The following is a 19,874-nucleotide window of genomic DNA, read 5'->3' as shown; positions in this document are numbered from 1 at the left end:
GCAGCACCACATGTCGATCGACGTCAACAACGAGTCCGGAACGGACATCGACGAGCAGGCGATCCTGGATGTCGCCCGCTACGCCGTGGCCCGGATGCGTATCCACCCGCTTTCCGAGCTGTCGGTCATCGTCGTCGACGCCGACGCCATGGAACAGCTCCACCTCCAGTGGATGGACCTGCCGGGTCCGACCGATGTCATGTCCTTCCCGATGGACGAGCTGCGTCCGCCGGCCAAGGACGACGAGGAGCCCCCGCAGGGGCTCCTCGGTGACATCGTGCTCTGCCCGGAGGTCGCCAAGAAGCAGGGTGCGGAGGCGCCGACCGGGCACAGCATGGACGAGGAGCTCCAGTTGCTGACCGTGCACGGCGTCCTGCACCTGCTCGGGTACGACCACGAGGAGCCCTCGGAGAAGGCCGAGATGTTCGGCCTCCAGGCGGCGATCATCGACGGCTGGCGTGCCGAGCGCGGGCTGACGGGTCCGTCGCCGGCCCCGACCGTCACCTGACGGCGGGAGTTCCGGTGACCACCCAGCTGATCGCGGTCGCGGTCCTGCTCGTCGTCGTCGCGTGGCTCGCGGCGTGTGCCGAGGCGGGGCTCGCCCGTACGACCAGCTTCCGTGCCGAGGAAGCCGTGCGGTCCGGGCGGCGGGGCAGCGCGAAGCTGGCCGCCGTCGCCGCCGACCCCGTCCGTTATCTGAATGTCGCGCTGCTGGTGCGCGTCGGCTGCGAGATGGCGGCCGGGGTGCTGGTGACGTACGCCTGTCTGCGCTCCTTCGAGCAGACGTGGCAGGCGCTGACCGTGGCCATCGCGGTGATGGTGCTGGTCTCGTACGTCGCCGTCGGCGTCTCGCCCCGTACGATCGGCCGCCAGCACCCGCTGAACACCGCCACCGCCGCGGCGTACGTGCTGCTGCCGCTGGCCCGGATCATGGGGCCGATCCCGCGGCTGCTGATCCTGCTGGGCAACGCGCTGACGCCGGGCAAGGGCTTCCGCCAGGGCCCCTTCGCCTCCGAGGCGGAGCTGCGTTCGCTGGTGGACCTCGCGGAGAAGGAGTCGCTGATCGAGGACGAGGAGCGCCGTATGGTGCACTCCGTCTTCCAGCTCGGCGACACGCTGGTGCGGGAGGTGATGGTGCCGCGGACGGACCTGATCTCGGTCGAGCGGTTCAAGACCATCCGCCAGGCGTTGACCCTCGCGCTGCGCTCCGGGTTCTCCCGTATCCCGGTGACCGGCGAGAACGAGGACGACGTGGTCGGCGTCGTGTACGTGAAGGACCTGGCCCGCAAGGTGCACATCAGCCGGGACGCGGAGACCGAGCTGGTCTCCACGGCGATGCGGCCCGCCGTCTTCGTGCCCGACACGAAGAACGCCGGCGACCTGCTGCGCGAGATGCAGCAGGACCGCAACCACGTCGCGGTGGTCATCGACGAGTACGGCGGTACGGCCGGCATCGTGACGATCGAGGACATCCTGGAGGAGATCGTCGGCGAGATCACCGACGAGTACGACCGGGAGCTGCCGCCCGTGGAGGACCTGGGTGACGGGCGGTACCGGGTGACCGCGCGGCTGGACATCGGCGACCTCGGTGAGCTGTACGGCTTCGCGGAGCTGGACGACGAGGACGTGGAGACGGTCGGCGGCCTGCTCGCCAAGCACCTGGGCCGGGTGCCGATCGCGGGCGCGACGGCCGAGATCGACCTCGGCGAGAACGCGTCCACACTCTCGCCGAAGGCGCTGCGGCTGACCGCGGAGGCCCCGGCCGGCCGCCGCAACAAGATCGTCACGGTGCTGTGCGAGCCGGTCAGGGGCGACGGCGGCGCGGCCGGTCAGGACTGACCGCGGCGACGGAGTGCGAAGCGGTCGGGGCTGACCGCGACGCACAGCCCGGCGAGCGCCGTGGTGGTCCCGGTGATCACCACGGCGGGCCAGCCGCCGCCCGACCAGGCCACCGTGCCGGCCAGCGAGCCGACGGCGATGCCGGAGAAGCGCAGGGTGAAGTAGAGGGTGTTGAGGCGGCTGTGGACGGCGGGGTCAAGGCTGAACAGTGAGGTCTGCGAGGCTGCCTGGCTGCCCCAGACCCCGACGTCCAGCACGACCACACCCGCCAGCAGCCACCACAGCGAGCCGCCGCCCGGCAGCAGGAGCAGCCACCCCGCGATCACCAGCCCGATCAGTGCCGCGAGCGCGCCGCGCCGCCCGAGCCGGTCGGCCAGCCGTCCGGCGTACGGGGAGGCCAGCGCGCTCGCCGCGGCCACCAGCCCGAACAGGCCGATCTCGGTCGACCCGTACCCGTACTCGCCTTCCAGCAGGAACGTCAGCGTGGTCCAGAACGCGCCGAACGCGATGCCCACCAGCGCGCCGGACACGGTGATCCGCCGGACCGGCGGGTGGGCGGCGAACAGCCGCGGCAGTGAGGCGAGCGTGGACCGGTACGAAACGGTCGCGGCCGCCGGGACGCGGGGCAGGGCCCGGCTCAGGACCAGCATGGTCAGCAGCGTCAGGGCGCACGAGCAGCCGAACACCGCCCGCCAGCCCACCTGCTCCGCCAGCGCCCCCGAGTACGCGCGGGACGCGAGCACCCCGACCAGCAGACCGGCCTGCACGGTGCCGACGACCCGGCCCCGGCCGGCGTTGCCGCCGCCCGCCGCCAGGGCCACCGCGAGCGGTGTGACGAGCTGCGGTACGGGCGAGAGCAGGCCGACCGCGAAGCCGGCCACCACCAGCCAGGTCACGCCGGGCGCGAGGGCACAGGCGGCGAGGGCGAGCGCGGACGCCGTACCGAGGCCGAGGATGAGCCGCCTGCGGTCGTGGCTGTCGCCCGCCGGGACGAGCAGCAGGATGCCTGCCGCGTAGCCGAGCTGGGTGGCGGTGGGCACCGCGCCGAGCACGTCCGGGGCCACTCCGAGGGAGTGGGCGGCGGCGCCCAGCAGCGGCTGGTTCAGGTAGACGTTGGCGGCGGTGACGGCGCTGGTGGCGGCGAGCAGCAGGGCCGTCGGACGGGTCAGGCCGGAGCGGGGCGGGCGGTCGGTGCGCGGGGGCGCGGAAGCTGGTTCGATCACATGAGCCGACGCTAGGCCGGGGCGGGCGTGGCAGGCTTGTGCGGGAGTGCCAAGTTCTGTCGAGAACGTGCCAGGTGGGGGAAGGCGGAAAGTGAGGCGGCGTGTACGGCAAGAGCGAGGACCGGGAGGACTACCAGCGGGTGCCCCGGCCGGTCGCCGCGATGGCCCGTGACCTGCCCGACGGCCACCACATCCCCGATCACCGGCACCCCCGGGCCCAGTTGATCTACGGCACCACCGGCGCGATCTCGGTGGCCACCGGGCACGGCGTGTGGGTGGCGCCCGCCACCCGTGGCGTGTGGGTGCCCGCCGGGCTGACCCACGCGATGACCTGCGCGGGCGCGGTCGCCATGCGCACCCTCTACATCGAGCCGCAGTCCGCCTGGCGGCTGCCCGACGCGCCCACCGTCGTCTCGGTCTCCCCGCTGCTGCGGGAGCTGATCGACGAGGCCACCCGGCTTCCGGTGGAGTACGACGTACGGGGCCGCGACGGCACGGTGATGGACCTGCTCCTGCACGAACTCGCGCCGCGCCCCGTACCGGCCCTGCACCTGCCCGCCCCGGACGACCCCCGGCTGCGCGACCTGTGCGCGGCGATCCGGCGCAGCCCCGGTGAGGACTGGACGACCCCGTGCGCCGCGGCCCGCGCCCATCTGAGCCCGCGCAGTCTGCACCGCAGGTTCGCCGCCGCCACGGGGATGAGCCCGGCCCGCTGGGTGCAGCAGGCCAGGCTCGTCCACGCGGTCACCCTGCTGGCCAGGGGAACTCCGGTCACCTCCGTCGCCACCGGCCTCGGCTATGCCACGCCCAGCGCCTTCACGGCCATGTTCCGGCGGGCGCTGGGCACCACTCCGTCGGCCTACTTCGCAGGCGTGTAGGGCGTACGGGACCGGCGGGCCGCCCGGGAGAGGCCGACGGCGGCCAGCGTGGCGACCACCGCGACGAGCAGCGCGTCCGCGCCGAGCCCCAGCCGGACGCCGCCGAGCGTGGCGTCCGCGAAGCTCGCGCCGTCCGCCCGCAGGGCCGTGACGCGGGCCGACGCCAGAGCGCTCAGCAGCGGGATGCCGACCGTGAGGCCCAGTTGCTGGGAGCTGGTGACCAGGCCGGTGGCCAGGCCCTGTTCGGTGTCCGGCACACCGGAGGTGACGATCACTCCGTACGAGACGATCGCCCACAGATGCCCGAAGCAGGCGACCGTCACGGCGGCCGTCGCGCACCAGACGCCGGACGCGGCCGTGCCCACGGCCAGCAGCGCGGCGGTGCAGACGGCCTGGACGGCCAGTCCGGTGACCAGCGTGCGGCGGGCGCCGATCCGTCCGATCACCTTCGGCGCGACCATGCCGGAGACCACCGCGAAGAGTCCCTGCACGCCGAAGACGAGGCCGGTGAGGAAGGCGGAGAGGCGCAGCACTTCCTGGAGGTAGAGCGTCAGCAGGAAGACCACCGCGCTCATCATCGAGAAGGTGACCAGGCCCGCCAGACTGCCCCACGCCACCGTGGGGCGGCGCAGCATCGGCAGCGAGACCAGCGGCTGGGCGGCCCGGGACTCCACGACGACGAACGCGACGAGCAGGACGGCGCCGAGGGCCAGCGCGACCAGGACGTCCGGGCGGCCGAAGCCGGTCTCGGCGGCGGTGGACAGGGCGTAGATCAGGGCGAGCAGGCCGCCGGTGACGGTCACCGCGCCGGGTATGTCGATCCGGGGACGCTCGGGGTGCCGGGATTCGGCGAGCAGCGCGGGCGCCACCGCCAGTACGGCGATCCCGGCCACCGCCAGGACGCCCATCGTCGACCGCCAGCCGAGCGAGTCGGTCAGCGTGCCGCCGAGCACCATGCCGATGGTGAAGCCCGTCGAGAGCAGGGTGCCGCTGATCCCGAGGGCGCGTTCGCGCTGCGGGCCCTCGGTGAAGGTGGTGGTCAGCAGGGACATGCCGGTGGGCACGATGACCGCGGCGCCCAGCCCTTGCAGCGCGCGCCCGGCCAGGAAGACGGCCGGGCTCCAGGCGAGCGCGGCGAGCAGGGAGGCCGCCGTGAAGAGGGCGAGCCCGGTGAGGAAGAGCCGTCGCCGCCCGTACAGGTCGGCGATCCGCCCGAACAGCAGCAGGAATCCGCCGGACGGCAGCGCGAACGCGGTGACCGCCCACTGGAGGTCGGCCTGTCCCATCCCGAGATCCCGGCCGAGGACCGGGAGCGCCACGTTCAGGATCGAGAAGTCCAGCGCGACGATGAACTGCGCGGCGCAGAGCAGGAGAAGGGTCAGTTTGGCGCGGGCGGTCATACGGGCGGGTGCGGTCGCGGATGCGGGAGCAGGGGAGGGCGCGGGGGTGTCGGTGAGGCCGGCGGGGGCGGGCGGAAGAGTGTCGGTCGGCATACGAGGAGCCTGCGGCCCAGGAATACGGCATGGGGAGCGGGAACTTATCGTGGTGTCCGGACCACCAGGCACGGCCCGGACGCGGCGGCCGTGGTGGCGGCCGGAAAGTCGTGGCCGACAGGGGGAACGGCGTGAGCGAGTCCGCACGGGCGGAATCCGTACCGACGACAGGGGAGTCCGGCGGCCCGGACGGCGCCGAGCCGCGCCGCCGGCAGGAGCTGCGGGACTTCCTGATGAGCCGCCGGGCCCGGGTCAGCCCGGCCGACGCGGGCCTGCCCGACGGCGGGCGCCGCCGGACGCCAGGGCTGCGCCGTGAGGAGGTCGCGGTGCTCGCCGGGGTCGGCGCTTCGTGGTACCAGTGGCTGGAGCAGGGGCGTGACATCACCGTCTCGCCGCAGGTGCTGGACTCCGTGGCGCGGGTGCTGCGGCTGAGCGGCGTGGAGCGACGGCACCTGTACGTGCTGGCCGGGCTCAACCCGCCGCTGCGGCCGGACCCGGATCCCGCGGCGCTCGACATGTGCGAGGGGCTGCAACGGCTGATCGACGCGTGGATGCCGTTCCCGGCGCACATCATGGATCCGTACTGGAACAACATCGCCTTCAACGAGGCGTCGCGGATCGTCCTCAACCACGGCCAGGAGGGCTCCAGTTCCAACTGCCTGATCGCGTACTTCACCGATCCGGTCTACCGGGCCCGCGCCGCCAGTTGGGCCCGGAACGCGCCGACGGTCGTGGCGCAGTACCGGGCGGCGTGGTCGGAGCGGCCCGGTGACGAGGGGTACGAGGCGGTCGTCCGGCACGTGTCCGGGGCCAGCGAGGAGTTCGCGCGCCTGTGGGCGCGCGGGGACGTGCTGGACGGCGGGCAGGTCCACAAGGAACTGGAGCATCCGCTCGTCGGCACGCTGCTCTTCGAGTCCACCCAACTGCGGGTCCCGGCCCGTCCGGATCTGACCATCGTGCTGCACAATCCGCGCCGTACGGCGGAGGCGGACACGGGAGCGAAACTGGAGTGGCTGGCCTCGCCGGAGGGCCGCCGGGGCGGCATGTTCTCGGTGGCGGGGTGACGCGGCGGCACCGGCCACCGCCGTACGCGCCCCCTCGTGCCCGCCGGGCCGCCGGACGCATATGCTCGCCCGTATGAGCGAAGCCGCACCGCTGGACCCGGAAGACCGCAAGATCATCACGCTGGCCCGTTCCGCGCGCGCCCGCAACGGGGTGCCGGAGGGCGCCGCCGTCCGTGACGAGACCGGGCGCACCTATGTCGCGGGGACCGTCGCCCTGGAGTCGTTGCGGCTCAGCGCGTTGCGTACGGCGGTCGCCATGGCCGTCGCGAGCGGCGCGCGGTCGCTGGAGGCGGCGGCCGTGGTGACCGAGGCGGAGGCGGCCTCGGACGAGGACCGCGCGGCCGTGCGGGACCTCGGCGGCGCCGGTACGCCGGTGCTGGTCGCCGGTCCGGACGGCACGCTGCGGGCCACGGTCCAGGCGGGCTGACGTAGGGGTGGGTGACGGCCCGCGGGCTGACGGGCCGGCGTAAGGGCTGATCGACGGGCTGAGGGGCCGGCGTGTGAGTCGATCGACGGGCTGACGGGCCGGGCCTGAGGGCGGCGGTCCTCACTCCGCCGCCCGGTCCGCCCGTACCCGCTCCAGCAGCGCCTTCTTGTCCGGTTTGCCGCTCGCCGCCACCGGCACCTCCGGTATGACGGTGATCGTGGCGGGCACGCTCGCCGGGCCCAGCGCGGCGGCGACGTGGGCACGCAGTGCCGCGAGGCCGGGGCGCCGGTCCGCCGCCGGTACGACGAACGCGTGGGCGGCCTCGCCGGTCCGTTCGTCCGGCGCGCCCACGACGTACGCCTGGTCGACGTCCGGGTGCCCGGCCAGGGCCTGTTCGATCGCCCCCGCGTAGTGCAGGACGGCGTTGACGATGACGACGTCCCGGGTGCGCCCGGTGAGCCGCAGGAAGCCGTGCTCGTCGAGGCGGCCGAGGTCGCGGGTGCGCACCCAGCCGTCCCGCAGGACGGCGCGGGTCTCCTCCTCGTCCTGCCGGTAACCGGCCAGCGCTCCGGCCGTACGGACCCAGATCTCACCGGTGGCGCCGTCGGGGAGGGGCCGCCCGTCGGCCGGGTCCCGTACGTCGATGTCCACCCCGTCCAGGGGCCGCCCCACCGAGCCGTACGCCGTGTCCGGGTGGCGGGCCAGGTCGTCGGGGGTGAGCAGGGTGAGCATGCCGGTCTCGGTCTGTCCGTAGCCCTGGTGCACGACGGGGCCGAGCCGTTCGGCCGCCTCGGCGAGCCGGTGGGGCGCCAGGGGAGATCCGGCCACGAGGAGAGCCCGCAGGCTCGTGAGGTCCATGGTGTCGTCGGGGGCGGTGCGCAGGAAGTTGAGGATGTGGTGCAGCCGGGGGACGGTCAGCAGGCAGGCGGTGATGCGGTGCCGTGCGAAGACCTCCGGGAAGGACAGGGGCGGCTCCGGGATGACGGCGGTGCCGCCGCCCAGCAGGCACAGTCCCAGGTGCTCGAAGATCACCGCGCTGGTGAGGGTGCCGAAGAGCAGGAAGCGCGCGTAAGCCGCCGCGAGGGCGCCGGTCCGCGCGGACCGGCGGGCGGGCTGCCACGACCAGCTCGCGGTCAGGCTGCGGTAGGTGTGCGCGCACTCCTTGGGCTGTCCGGTGCTGCCGCTGGTCAGGGTGATCAGGGCGATGTCGTCCGGGCGGCCGTGTGCCACGAGGTCGTCGGGGGAGGCAGGTTCCCGGGTGGTCAGCAGGTCCTTTTCCAGGCCGAGCCGGGTGCCGGGGCCGACCGCCGCGAGGAGTTCGGTGGCGGCCGACGGCTCGTCGTGCACGAGGACGTCGACGCCGTCGGCCAGGACGCGGGCGAGATGGCCCGGTGGCAGGCCGGGGCGCAGGCCGGTCAGCCGGGCGCCCAGCAGATGCACCGCGAGGTGCAGGGCGAACGCCTCGGGGGTGACGCCGGCGGCCACCGCGACGGACGACCCCGGGCCGACGCCCGCCGCGCGCAGTCCGCGCACACAGCGGCCGGTCAGGTCCAGGACCGCACGGCGCGGAACGGCGCGCCCCCGGTGTTCGAACGCCGGTACGTCCGGCTGCCGGTGGAAGGCGTCGACGAGGGCTTGTGGGAAAGGACTTGCGGTCGGCTGGCTCATTTCGTGTCCGCTCCGGTGGGTGTGAACGGCTGAAATGTGTCACGGGACCGGCGGGGCAAGCGGGGCCGGGAGTGCGGGAGAGTAATGCGGCGACCCGCCGGTGCGCGACAGAAGGGCGTTCCGGGTAAAAGTCCCGGACCTTGTGACACTGGCTTGTGCAGCGTACTCACAAACCTTGGATTGAGTGTGACGCAGATCACTTATATGCACTCTGGTGCCGTTCTTTAATACTCAAGTACTGTCGGCTTCCGCTCCATCTCCATACCCCCGCAGGTGACAGGAGAATTGCGTGAGCCACGACGAAACGATGGACTATCTGGTGGTCGGTGCCGGCCCCGCGGGATTGCAAGCCGGATATTTCCTGCAACAGGCCGGGCGCAGCCATCTCATCGTGGAGTCGGGCGCGGCTCCCGGTGAATTCTTCACCCGCTTTCCCCGGCACCGCACCCTCATCTCGATCAACAAGGTGCACACCGGGTGGGACGACCCCGAGCTGAACATGCGCACCGACTGGAACTCGCTGCTCTCCGACGAGCGCACCCCGCTGTTCACGGCCCGCACCCCGCGCTATTTCCCGGACGCCGACGAGATGGTCGGCTACCTCGCCGACTTCGCCGCCACCCACCGCATCCGCGTCCGTCACCACACGCGTATCACCGAGATATCCCGGCCGTACGGGGGTCCGGACGGACCCGGCGACTTCCTCGCCCGCGCCGCCGACGGCACCGCCTACCGCGCGCGGCGGATCATCGTGGCGACCGGCGTCACCCGCCCGTACATCCCCGCCATCGAGGGCGTCGAGACGGTCGAGCGCTACGACGAGGTCTCCGTCGACCCGGCCGGTTTCACCGGGCAGCGGGTGCTGATCATCGGCCGTGCCAACTCCGCGTTCGAGACCGCCGACAACCTCATCGAGACCGCCGCCGTCATCCACGTCGCCGGGCCCGGCTCGCTGAAGCTCGCCTGGCAGACCCATTTCGTGGGACACCTGCGGGCCGTCAACAACAACTTCCTCGACACCTATCAGCTCAAATTGCAGAACGCGGTGCTGGACGGAAACATCGAGCGTATCCGGCAGCAGCCGGACGGCTCCTACGTGGTGTCCGTGTCCTTTTCCCGGGTCAACGAGGTCGTCAAGGACATCGCTTACGACCGGGTCATCCTCGCCACCGGGTTCCGCTTCGATCCGTCGATATTCGCCCCGGACTGCCGGCCCGAACTCGCCGTCAACGACCGTTTCCCGGCCCAGACCGACGCCTGGGAATCCCCGAACATCCCCGGTCTGTACTTCGCCGGCACCATCACCCAGGTGCGCGATTTCAAGAAATCGACCAGTGGTTTCATCCACGGCTTCCGGTACGGCGTACGGGCCCTGCACCGCATCCTGGAAGCCCGCCACCACGACCGTCCCTGGCCCGCCCGCGCCCTGCCCGCCACCGCCGAGGCGGTCACCGACGCCGTGATCGCCCGCGTCAACCGCAGTTCGGCGCTCTTCCAGGTCTTCGGCTTCCTCGGCGACGCGGTGCTCGTCGACCGGGACGGCGCGGTCCGCTACTGCGAGGAAATCCCCGTCGACCACCTGCACACCGCCGTCGCCGACGGCGGCTTCGGCGAGGTCGGCTCCTACTTCACCGTCACCCTCGAATACGGCGAGGACCACGACAAGGTCAACCCCTTCGACATCACCGCCGGCCGCGTCTCCCAGCAGGACACCACCGGCCTGGACGGCCGCTATCTGCACCCGGTCGTGCGCGCCTTCGACGGCGCCGCCCCCGGCAAGGCGACCGCCGAACACCACCTCACCGAGAACCTGGAGAACGAGTGGGACAGCGAGGAGGTCCACCGCGTACCCCTGCGGACCTTCCTGCGCCCCCGGCTCACCGGCCCGGCCCCGGCGGCCCGGCCGTGATCCCCACCCTCGCCGACCTGCGCGAGCGGGCCCGGGAGCGGCTGGACCCCCGGGTGTACGACTTCTTCGCAGGGGGCGCCGGAGGCGAGACGGCGCTCCACGAGAACGAGGCGGCGTTCCGCAGGCTCGCCCTGCTGCCGCGCGTCCTGCGCGGGGCGGCCGACCGCGACCTGTCCGTGACGCTGTGCGGCGACCGCCTCGCGCTGCCCGTCCTGGTCTCGCCCACCGCCTTCCACCGCCTCGCGCACCCCGAGGGCGAGCTGGCCACCGCCCGCGCGACGGCGGCCGCCGGCACGGTCCTGGTCACCGGCATGGCGGCGACCGTGCCGGTGGCCGAGGTCACCGCCGCCGCCCGCGCCGTGCAGGCCGACGCGGCCGTCTGGTTCCAGCTCTACCTCCAGCCCGAACCGGACGTCACCCTCGCGCTCGTCCGCAGGGCGGAACGGGCCGGCTGCTCGGCGCTGGTCGTCACGGTCGACTCACCCGTCTTCGGCCGCCGCGAGCGGGACGCCCGGCACGGCTTCGACGACCTGCCCGCCGGCCTGGCCGCCGAGAACATGCGCGGCCTGCCCGGCGCCCCCGACGACCGCCCCCGCGACATCGCCATGTCCCCGGGGCTGTCCTGGGACGACCTGCGCAGACTGCGGGCACGGACCCGGCTGCCGGTGCTGCTCAAGGGCGTCCTGCACCCCGGGGACGCGCGGATCGCCGTCGCCGAGGGCGTGGACGGACTGCTGGTCTCCAACCACGGCGGCCGGCAGCTCGACGCCGCACCGGCGAGCGTCGAGGCGCTGCCCGCCGTGGCCGAGGCGGTCGCGGGCCGGGTGCCGGTCCTCCTGGACGGCGGCGTCCGCCGGGGCTCCGACGCCGCCGTGGCCCTCGCGCTGGGCGCGTCGGCCGTCGGTGTCGGCCGTCCGGTGCTGTGGGGACTGGCCGCGGACGGCGAGAAGGGCGTCCGGCACGTACTGGAGCTGCTGCGCGCGGAGTTCGACCACGTGCTGGCACTGTGCGGCGGCGCCGGCCCGGCCGACCTCGGGCCGGACCTCGTCGTCGCGCGGGGGAGCGTCCGGGGCGTACGGAAGGGGGCGGACGGATGAGCCGCGCCCGGGCCACCGGCCGCCTCCCCGTACCCGGCCGCCCCCGGCTCTCCGTCCGCCCCCGCACCGTCCGGCTGCTCGCCGCCACGGCCGCCGCCCTCTCCGTCCCGTACTGGCTGCCGCGCTCCGTCGTCGCCGCCCGCGTCGCGCTCTTCGCCCGGATCAACGGCGACGAGGGCATCGCCTTCCCGAACGCCGCCGTCCCCGCCGAGCGCTTCCAGGAGGTCTACTCCCACCCGGCCGCCAACGGCCGCAGCCGCGGCGCCGCCCTCTCGGACCTCTTCTGGTACTGGCTCGCGCCCGGCCCCGAAGTGCACCAGGAACACCTGGAGGACGGCCCGCGCTACGACGACGTCGCCCGCACCACCCTCACCGTGCTCGCCGGGCCCAGCCAGGACCTGTCCGCGGCGGCGGCCCGCCGCACCGCCGCCGTGCTCGACGGACGGGGCGTCGGCCGCGCCACGTTCGTACGGCTGCGCGACCTGATGATGCCGGTCTGGGCGGAATTCTTCTACGGCCTCGTCTTCCGCGAACCGTGCCCGGCCGACGTCCGGCGCCTGATCGTCGACAACGCCGAGGACGTGGTCGACGCCCTGAAGTGCACCCGGCCACGCCACCTGGCCCGCCGGGCCCGGCTCACCCGCCACCTGCGGCAGCGCATCGCCGCCGGACACGTGCCGCCGCGCCACCTGCCGGGCTCCCTCACGCCCGAGGAGCAGGCGTACTACCTCCAGGGCACCTTCTTCAACACGGCCGTCGTCCAGCTTTCCGAAGCCATGGCCCACCTGCTGCTCGTCCTGGCGCAACACCCGGACGTACAGCGGAAGCTGGCCGCCGCGCCGGACGACGACCGGTACTTCGCCAACGTCCTCGACGAGACGCTGCGCCTCTACCCGCTCTTCGGCGTCGCCCACCGCATCAGCACGGACGACATCCCGCTCGGCCCGGACGCCGTCATCCCCGCCGGCTCCGTCCTGTGCTTCAACTACCCCGACTACCACGCCACCGGCTACACCGACCCGGACGTCTTCGACCCCGCCCGCTGGGAACACCTCGTCGCCAAGAACCAGCACCACATCCCGTTCGGCGTCGCCGCCAACCGGCCCTGCCCGGCCTGGCGGCTCGCCCCGCTGGTCATGCGCGCCGCGACCCGCGAGGTACTGAGCCGCTTCACCCTCCACTCCGACGTCGCGCACACCCGCTCCATCCCGCACCGTGCCCCCTGCCTGCTGGTCCGGCGCGACCGCCCGCTGCCGCCCCACCGGCTGTTCGCCGCCCGCGCCTTCCTGCGGGTGCGCGACCGGTGGGAGGACGTGTGGCGCAGCTGCGTCCAGCTCGTCCTCGGTACGTGGATGGTGCTGGACGCCCGCCGCCTGCGTCCGGCCGAGCGGTACTTCGCCGCCCACGACACCCAGGGGACCCCGCTGCCGACCGGCACCGACGGACCGGCGCGCTGCCCTTATCCGCACGCCTGATCCGCCTCCCTGATCCGCGAACCTGACCCGCACCCCCGGTCCGTACGTCCGCCCGCCCGGCCCGTACGCCTGATCCGCACACCCTCCCCGCGAGCCGAAGGACCCTCCGCCATGACCGTCACGGAGTTAGGGCCGGTCTTCTTCCTGGCCGTCGTCGTCATCCTGCTCGTCTGCCGGCTCGTGGGACGCGCCCTGCGCGCGCTGGGCCAGCCGCCCGTGGTGGGGGAGATGGTCGCCGGGGTGGTGCTCGGGCCGTCCGTGCTGGGTCTGCTGGCGCCCGGCCTGGAGACGGCCCTCTTCCCGCCGGAGCTGCGGCCCGCGCTGTACGTCGCCGGGCAGATCGGCCTGGTCGTCTTCATGTTCCAGACCGGGTACGAGTTCCGCTCGGCCGGCATCCGGGCGGTGGCGAGGCCGGCCGCGATGATCTCGGGGGCCGGGATCTTCGTACCGCTCGCGCTGGGCGTGGGGCTGACCTACGCCGTGCACGGCCGGGTCGACGTCTTCCCGGCGGACGTGTCCGTCGCCGTCTCCGCCCTCTTCGTCGGCGTGACCCTGGCCATCACCGCGTTCCCCATGCTGGCCCGGATCATCACCGAGCGGGGCCTGACCGGCACCCGCTTCGGCTCGCTGTCCCTGGCGTCCGGAGCGGTGGACGACGCGCTGGCGTGGGTCCTGCTCGCCGGCGTGCTGAGCCTGACCGGCACCGGCAGCGGGCCGCTGGTCGTCGCCCTCGCCGGGAGCGCCGGCCTGGTGGTCGCCCTGGTCCTGCTCGCCCGCTCCGGGACCCGGCTCACGGGCCTGGTGAACCGCCGCAGCCCCGACGAGCTGCTGCTGATCACCGTCGTCGTGCTGTTCATCGCCGCCTGGTACACCGACCGCATCGGCCTGTACGCCGTCTTCGGCGCGTTCAGCCTGGGCGTGGTCTTCCCGCGCGCCGCGGCGGTGGACCGGGCCGTCGAGACGATCGCGCCCATCAGCCGGATCGTCTTCCTGCCCCTGTTCTTCACCTACTCCGGCCTGAACACCGACTTCGCGCTGCTGGCCTCGCCCGGCCTGCTGCTGTTCACCGCGGGCTGTGTCGCCGTGGCCGTCCTCGGCAAGCTGGGCGCCTGCTGGCTGGCCGCGCGGCTGGCCGGCGAGGAGGGCGGGGTGGCGCTGCGCATCGGCACGCTGATGAACGCGCGGGGCCTGATGCAGCTCATCGCGATCAACATCGGCCTGGCGGCCGGCATCGTCACCCCGTCGATGTTCGCGGTGCTGGTCGTGGTCGCGCTGGTGACGACGGTGATGGCGTCGCCGATGCTGACCCTGTGGGAACGGATCGACGCGCGCCGGGCGCCGGACCGGCCGCCGGCCGAGCGGGTCGGCGCCGCGCCCTGAGCCCGGCCGCCCGTCCCGTACGGCCGGAGCCCGGCCCTGGTGGTCGGCACGGCCCCGCCGATCGGGGACAATGGGCGCCATGAGCGTTCGTACAGAGTCCTCCGCCCAGCACCGCGCCGGCTTCGCGTGCTTCGTCGGCCGCCCGAACGCGGGCAAGTCGACCCTCACGAACGCTCTGGTCGGCACGAAGGTGGCGATCACCTCCAACCGCCCGCAGACCACCCGGCACACCGTGCGCGGCATCGTGCACCGCCCGGACGCCCAGCTCGTCCTGGTCGACACCCCGGGCCTGCACAAGCCGCGCACCCTGCTCGGCGAGCGGCTCAACGACGTCGTACGGACCACCTGGGCCGAGGTCGACGTGATCGGCTTCTGCCTGCCCGCCGACCAGAAGCTGGGCCCCGGCGACCGCTACATCGCGGCCGAGCTGGCCGGGATCAAGAAGACCCCGAAGATCGCCATCGTCACCAAGACCGACCTGGTGGACTCCAAGCAGCTCGCCGAGCAACTGCTCGCGGTCGACCAGCTCGGCCGGGAGCTGGGCATCGAGTGGGCGGAGATCATTCCGGTGTCGGCGGTGGGCGACCAGCAGGTGCAGCTCGTCGCCGACCTGCTCGTCCCGATGCTCCCGGAGAGCCCCCCGCTCTACCCCGAGGGCGACCTCACCGACGAGCCCGAGCAGGTCATGGTCGCCGAGCTGATCCGGGAGGCGGCGCTCGAAGGCGTACGGGACGAGCTGCCGCACTCCATCGCGGTCGTCGTCGAGGAGATGCTGCCGCGCGAGGACCGCCCGGCGGACAAGCCGCTGCTGGACATCCACGCCAACGTCTACATCGAGCGGCCCAGCCAGAAGGGCATCATCATCGGCCCCAAGGGCAAGCGGCTCAAGGACGTCGGGGTGAAGTCCCGCAAGCACATCGAGGCGCTGCTCGGCACGCCGGTCTTCCTCGACCTGCACGTGAAGGTCGCCAAGGACTGGCAGCGCGACCCGAAGCAGCTCCGCAAGCTCGGCTTCTGAGGCCGGACCGCTGAGACCGGACCGCTGAGACCGGCCGTTCCTCACTCCACCCCGCGGATCCGCCGCACCAGCAGCGCCCCGGCCAGCCCGATGCCCGCCGCGACCAGGTACAGCACCCGGTAGCCGCCGAGGTAGGTCACGACCGGCGCGGCCAGCGCGGGGGCGGCCACCTGCGGCAGCGAGTTGGCGACGTTGATGACGCCGAGGTCCCGGCCCCGGTGGGCGGCGGCCGGCAGCACGTCCGTCATCAGGGCGAAGTCCACCGACGTGAAGACGCCGAAGCCGATGCCCAGCAGCGCGGCGGCGACCAGCGCGCCGGTCCAGGTCTGCCACCCGGCGAGCAGCGCGGTGGCCGCCGCCATGATCACGCCGGACCAGAGCACGAACGGCTTGCGGCGGCCCGAACGGTCCGACCACACCCCGCCGACGACGACGGTGGCGAGCAGCATCACCCCGTTGACGGCGGTCAGGATCAGCACGCCGTCCCCCGGGCGGGGCCGGTGCAGCGCGTCGCGCAGGTAGTAGAGCAGGTACAGCAGCGCGATCGCGTTGCCGAGGTTGACCAGGAAGCGGGTCAGCCACGCCCACGCCAGGTCGGGATGGCGGCGCGGGCTGATCCAGAACCCGGCGAGGAACGGCCGCCACGCGAACGGCGGCCGGTCGCCGGGCCCGATCCGCCGGTCCCGGTGCCGCAGTACGAACGGCAGCGGGGCCAGCACCGTGAAGCCGGCGCAGGCCAGGTACCCCGCCGTGACGCCGCCCGCGACGGTGGCCAGGCCCGTACCGGTCACCACGCCCAGGATCTGCGCCGCGCCCAGCCAGCCGCCCACCGCACCGCGCCGGAGGTGCGGGACGCGGTCCGGTACGGCCGCGGTGACCGCCGCGAAGGCGGCGTTCAGCGTGAGCTGCACCAGGCACCACCCGGCCGCCATCACGGCGACGTTCCGGGCGGTCGCCAGCAGGCACAGTGCCGCCGCGCCGCCGAGGACTCCGGCCGCGATCCACGGCGTACGGCGCCCGAACCGCGACACCGTACGGTCCGACAGCGCGCCGAAGAGCGGGTTGGCGACGAGCGACACCGCGGCGCCCAGGCCCGTCACCCACGCCAGCACCGACTCCTTCGACGAGCCGGGCGGCGCCAGCCCGGCCGCCTGGAGGGCCAGCAGGACCTGGATCGGTCCGTACCAGCCGACCCAGATCGCCCCGTTGGCCAGCGCCAGCGCCGCGGTCCAGCCGCCGCCCACCCGCTCGGCCGGCTCGGCGAGGTCCCCGGACGTGCCCGCGGAGTCCCCGGGCGTGCCCGCGGCCCCCGCGTCGGTCACCGCTGGGCCCGTAGCGCGTCCCGCAGCCAGTGGTACGAAGCCTTCGGGGTCCGGGTCAGCGTGTCGCGGTCGACGTGCACCAGTCCGAACCTGCGGGCGTAGCCCTCCGCCCACTCGAAGTTGTCCAGCAGCGACCAGACGAAGTAGCCGCGGACGTCGACCCCGGCGGTGATCGCGTCGTGCAGGGCCCGCAGGTGCCCGTCCAGGAAGGCGATCCGCTCCCGGTCCTCGACGCCCTCGTACGAGCAGCCGTTCTCGGTGATGACGACGGGCGGCAGGCGGTCGCCGTACTGGTCGCGGAATCCGGTCAGCAGCTCGGTCAGCGCCGCGGGCACGACCGGCCACCCGAAGTCCGTCAGCGGATACCCCTCGATCTCCCGTGGCGCGAACGGCAGCCCCGGCGGCAGCTCGATCCCCGCGAAGTCGACCGGTCCGGCGCCCTCCGCCGCAGGCGCGCCCACCTTCGTCGGCTGGTAGTAGTTCACCCCGTACCAGTCCAGCGGTTCACCGATGATCCGCAGGTCCTCGTCCACCGGACCGGCCCCGGACAGCAGCGGCCCCGTCAGCTCCTCCTCCGGATAACGCCCCAGCAGCACCGGCTCCGCGAACAGGCGGTTCAGCAGCAGGTCGTACAGCCCGGCCGCCTCCTGATCGGCGGCCGACTCCGACGCGGCCCACGTCGGCCCGTGTGAATTGGCGATCCCGATGCCGCCCGCACCCCTCGCCCGCAGCGCCTGCGCGGCCAGCCCGTGGCCCAGCAGCAGGTGGTGTGCCACGGGCAGCGCCCCGAACCCCAGCTCCCGGCCCGGCGCGTGCTGCCCCAGCCCGTATCCCAGCAGCGTCAGCTCGGCGGGCTCGTTGAGCGTGATCCACCGGTCCACCCGGTCACCGAGCCGCGCCGCCACGGCGTCCGCGTACGCCGCGAACCGCCGCGCCGTGTCCCGTTCCAGCCACCCGCCCGCCGCCTCGACGGCCTCCGGCGTGTCCCAGTGGAAGAGCGTCGGCACCGGCCGGACGCCCGCCGCGCACACCTCGTCGACCAGCCGGTCGTAGAAGTCCAGCCCCGCTGCGTTGACCCGCGGGCCGCCGTCCGGCATCACCCGCGGCCAGGCGACCGAGAACCGGTACGCGTCGGCCCCCAGCTCCTTGATCAGCGCGACGTCCTCGCGGTACCGGTGGTAGTGCCCGGTGGCGACCCGGCCGTCCGAGCCGTCCTTGACCCGCCCGGCCCGCTCCACGAAGGCGTCCCACACCGACCGCCCGCGCCCGTCCTCGTCCACCGCCCCCTCGATCTGGTAGGCGGACGTCGACACCCCCCACACGAACCCCGCGGGAAAGCGGGGCAGCGCACCCGACGAGGACCCACCCGGCGCACGAGAACCGTCCATGGCCCGGGATACTGGTTACCGTCGGGAACGGGTGTCAAGAGGCGTGCGGGCGGCGGGAGTCGGCCACCCGGTGGCCGGTCAGCAGCCCTCCTTCAGCACTCTGCTGATCAGCTTGCGCTGTTCCGCGGTGAGACGGGGGTCGGAGGCATAGACCGTACGGCCGTCGATGGTGATCTGGTAGCTGAAACCGTCGGGGACGCCTACCGGGGGCGTACCCCGGCCGGCGGCGGCTGCCTGCTCGGCCAGGGCGTGCCATTCCGCGGCATCGGGGCGGCCGGAGGTGTCGACCTCGGCGTGGCGCTCGATACCGGCGAAGCCGCCGGTGCGTCGTACTTGAATCCGCATGACGGGCTTCCTACCCAGTGGGGCTCGGGGAAACGGACAGATCGGGCCAGATGGTGGCGGATCAGGTGGCGGGTACGCCCACCTGGGACCAAGCCTTCTGGAGGGCCTGGAGGACGTCGCCCTCACCGTACTCGGTGCGCGCGGTGGCCACCGTGAGGCGGGCGAAGTCGTCGAACTGGGCGTCCTTGTCGAGTTGGCCGCCGGTCAGCGTCTTGTACCAGATCTGGCCCGCCCGCTCCCACGCGTTGCCGCCGAGAGCCGTGGCGAGCAGGTAGAAGGCGTGGTTGGGGATGCCGGAGTTGATGTGCACGCCGCCGTTGTCGCGGGAGGTCTTGACGTAGTCGTCCATCGTCGCGGGCTGCGGGTCCTTGCCCAGGACGTCGTCGTCGTACGCGGTGCCCGGGGCCTTCATCGAGCGCAGCGCCTCGCCGGTGACGTTCGGACCGAGCAGTCCGGCGCCGATCAGCCAGTCGGCCTGGGAGGCGTTCTGGCCGAGCGCGTACTGCTTGATCAGGGCGCCGAAGACGTCCGACATGGACTCGTTGAGCGCGCCGGACTGGCCGAAGTAGTCCAGGTTGGCGGTGTGCTGGGTGACGCCGTGGGTCAGCTCGTGGCCGATGACGTCGACGGGGATGGTGAAGTCGAGGAACAGGTCGTTGTCGCCGTCGCCGAAGACCATGCGCTGGCCGTCCCAGAAGGCGTTGTCGTAGTTCTCGCCGTAGTGGACGGTGGCGTTCAGCGGCAGCCCGGAGTCGTCGATGGAATGCCGGCCGTAGACCTTCAGGTACAGCTCGAAGGTGGCGCCGAGGCCCGCGTGCGCGCGGTTGACGGAGGCGTCCTTGGACGGCTTGTCGTCCTCGGAGTGCACCTTCTTGCCGGGCAGCACCTCTTGGCGCTTGGCGTCGTAGATGGTGCGGTTCGGCTTGTCCGACGCGGTGCCGGTGGGCGCGCCGAGGCCGCGGACGGTGGTGATGCGGCGGCGGGTGCGCTGCAGGGCGTCGTGCTCCAGGGTGCGCAGGGCGCGCTGGGAGCGGTCGGTGTCCTCCAGCCGGGACAGCGTGTCGAGGACGTGGGGCGGCACGATCGTGCAGAAGACGGGATGGCTCTCAGTGGCTTCAGGGTTCATGCACGGCAATGTGGCACTGGGTCATCAGCGTGTCACTCCCTGGCGCCATGATTCCTGAAAACGTGTGGTAGATCGTGGTTCGGGGGTTACGTGGGCCCGGTCCCGCATACTGATACGGGGCCGCGGGTTCCGCGTCACCTCGGCTAGGGTGCGGTGCATCATGCGTTACGGGCTGCTTCTCCTTAGCTGCCGCGGCGAGGGTCTGTTGTCGTAGGCCGACCC

General features: G+C 73.1%; 17 protein-coding genes. 10 read left to right on the top strand and 7 right to left on the bottom strand.

Annotated features, from left to right (window positions below; translation table 11 throughout):
* Positions 1–10: 10 nt before the first annotated feature.
* Positions 11–508, top strand: coding sequence for an rRNA maturation RNase YbeY (gene ybeY, locus ACZ4QV_RS05805; protein WP_031001943.1), 498 nt, complete (start codon positions 11–13; stop codon positions 506–508).
* Positions 509–522: 14 nt separating this feature from the next.
* Positions 523–1,839 (top strand): hemolysin family protein, encoded by a 1,317-nt coding sequence (locus tag ACZ4QV_RS05800; RefSeq protein WP_361144072.1) that lies wholly within the window; start codon positions 523–525, stop codon positions 1,837–1,839.
* Here ACZ4QV_RS05800 and ACZ4QV_RS05795 read toward each other — a convergent pair.
* The gene (locus ACZ4QV_RS05795) at positions 1,830–3,062 is read right to left on the bottom strand and encodes an MFS transporter (protein WP_361614750.1); all 1,233 of its coding nucleotides are present in this window, start codon (positions 3,060–3,062) and stop codon (positions 1,830–1,832) included. The two genes, ACZ4QV_RS05800 and ACZ4QV_RS05795, sit on opposite strands and share 10 nt — an antisense overlap.
* Positions 3,063–3,163: 101 nt before the next feature.
* Between ACZ4QV_RS05795 and ACZ4QV_RS05790 the strand changes: the two genes are divergently transcribed.
* Complete coding sequence (locus tag ACZ4QV_RS05790; protein ID WP_361144066.1) at positions 3,164–3,940, top strand: AraC family transcriptional regulator; 777 nt, start codon at positions 3,164–3,166, stop codon at positions 3,938–3,940.
* Here the strand turns inward: ACZ4QV_RS05790 and ACZ4QV_RS05785 are convergent.
* A complete protein-coding gene (locus ACZ4QV_RS05785; protein WP_467762615.1) occupies positions 3,922–5,433 on the bottom strand; it encodes an MFS transporter in 1,512 nt (503 codons plus the stop codon). The genes ACZ4QV_RS05790 and ACZ4QV_RS05785 overlap by 19 nt on opposite strands.
* Before the next feature lie 233 nt (positions 5,434–5,666).
* On the opposite strand from ACZ4QV_RS05785, the gene ACZ4QV_RS05780 reads away from it, so the two are divergent.
* Together ACZ4QV_RS05780 and ACZ4QV_RS05775 are read left to right on the top strand one after the other, a co-directional pair.
* Entirely contained in the window at positions 5,667–6,497 is an 831-nt protein-coding gene (locus ACZ4QV_RS05780) for a helix-turn-helix transcriptional regulator (protein ID WP_361614773.1), read from the top strand.
* Positions 6,498–6,570: 73 nt separating this feature from the next.
* Complete coding sequence (locus ACZ4QV_RS05775) at positions 6,571–6,924, top strand: cytidine deaminase (protein ID WP_361144063.1); 354 nt, start codon at positions 6,571–6,573, stop codon at positions 6,922–6,924.
* A 120-nt stretch (positions 6,925–7,044) separates the two neighbouring features.
* Here the strand turns inward: ACZ4QV_RS05775 and ACZ4QV_RS05770 are convergent, their stop codons facing one another.
* Complete coding sequence (locus tag ACZ4QV_RS05770) at positions 7,045–8,592, bottom strand: class I adenylate-forming enzyme family protein (protein WP_361582267.1); 1,548 nt, start codon at positions 8,590–8,592, stop codon at positions 7,045–7,047.
* 307 nt (positions 8,593–8,899) lie between these two features.
* On the opposite strand from ACZ4QV_RS05770, the gene ACZ4QV_RS05765 reads away from it, so the two are divergent.
* The 5 genes from ACZ4QV_RS05765 (at position 8,900) to era (ending at position 15,471) form a co-directional block, all read left to right on the top strand.
* Complete coding sequence (locus tag ACZ4QV_RS05765; protein ID WP_361614770.1) at positions 8,900–10,501, top strand: NAD(P)-binding domain-containing protein; 1,602 nt, start codon at positions 8,900–8,902, stop codon at positions 10,499–10,501.
* Positions 10,498–11,598, top strand: coding sequence for an alpha-hydroxy acid oxidase (locus ACZ4QV_RS05760; protein WP_361144058.1), 1,101 nt, complete (start codon positions 10,498–10,500; stop codon positions 11,596–11,598). The genes ACZ4QV_RS05765 and ACZ4QV_RS05760 overlap by 4 nt, the downstream gene beginning before the upstream one ends.
* Positions 11,595–13,073, top strand: coding sequence for a cytochrome P450 (locus ACZ4QV_RS05755; RefSeq protein WP_361582263.1), 1,479 nt, complete (start codon positions 11,595–11,597; stop codon positions 13,071–13,073). Before ACZ4QV_RS05760 ends, ACZ4QV_RS05755 begins: the two co-directional genes overlap by 4 nt.
* Positions 13,074–13,184: 111 nt before the next feature.
* Positions 13,185–14,453 (top strand): cation:proton antiporter, encoded by a 1,269-nt coding sequence (locus tag ACZ4QV_RS05750; protein ID WP_361144053.1) that lies wholly within the window; start codon positions 13,185–13,187, stop codon positions 14,451–14,453.
* A 70-nt stretch (positions 14,454–14,523) separates the two neighbouring features.
* A complete protein-coding gene (era, locus tag ACZ4QV_RS05745; protein WP_467762614.1) occupies positions 14,524–15,471 on the top strand; it encodes a GTPase Era in 948 nt (315 codons plus the stop codon).
* A 41-nt stretch (positions 15,472–15,512) separates the two neighbouring features.
* On the opposite strand, the gene ACZ4QV_RS05740 is transcribed toward era, so the two are convergent.
* The 4 genes from ACZ4QV_RS05740 to ACZ4QV_RS05725 all read right to left on the bottom strand — a co-directional run bounded on the left by ACZ4QV_RS05740 (position 15,513) and on the right by ACZ4QV_RS05725 (position 19,652).
* Positions 15,513–16,793, bottom strand: a complete 1,281-nt coding sequence (locus ACZ4QV_RS05740) for an MFS transporter (protein ID WP_361582258.1) — start codon at positions 16,791–16,793, stop codon at positions 15,513–15,515.
* Complete coding sequence (locus tag ACZ4QV_RS05735) at positions 16,790–18,181, bottom strand: GH1 family beta-glucosidase (RefSeq protein WP_361582255.1); 1,392 nt, start codon at positions 18,179–18,181, stop codon at positions 16,790–16,792. The genes ACZ4QV_RS05740 and ACZ4QV_RS05735 overlap by 4 nt, the downstream gene beginning before the upstream one ends.
* Positions 18,182–18,259: 78 nt before the next feature.
* Positions 18,260–18,526: a protealysin inhibitor emfourin gene (locus ACZ4QV_RS05730; protein WP_361144043.1), complete on the bottom strand. Its 267-nt coding sequence runs from the start codon at positions 18,524–18,526 to the stop codon at positions 18,260–18,262.
* A 61-nt stretch (positions 18,527–18,587) separates the two neighbouring features.
* Entirely contained in the window at positions 18,588–19,652 is a 1,065-nt protein-coding gene (locus ACZ4QV_RS05725; protein ID WP_361144040.1) for a M4 family metallopeptidase, read from the bottom strand.
* Positions 19,653–19,874: the final 222 nt, after the last annotated feature.

The organism is Streptomyces sp. NPDC026394, from assembly GCF_055567735.1.
Note: the sequence above shows the minus strand (reverse complement) of the source record. Positions and strands in the feature narration are given on the sequence as shown.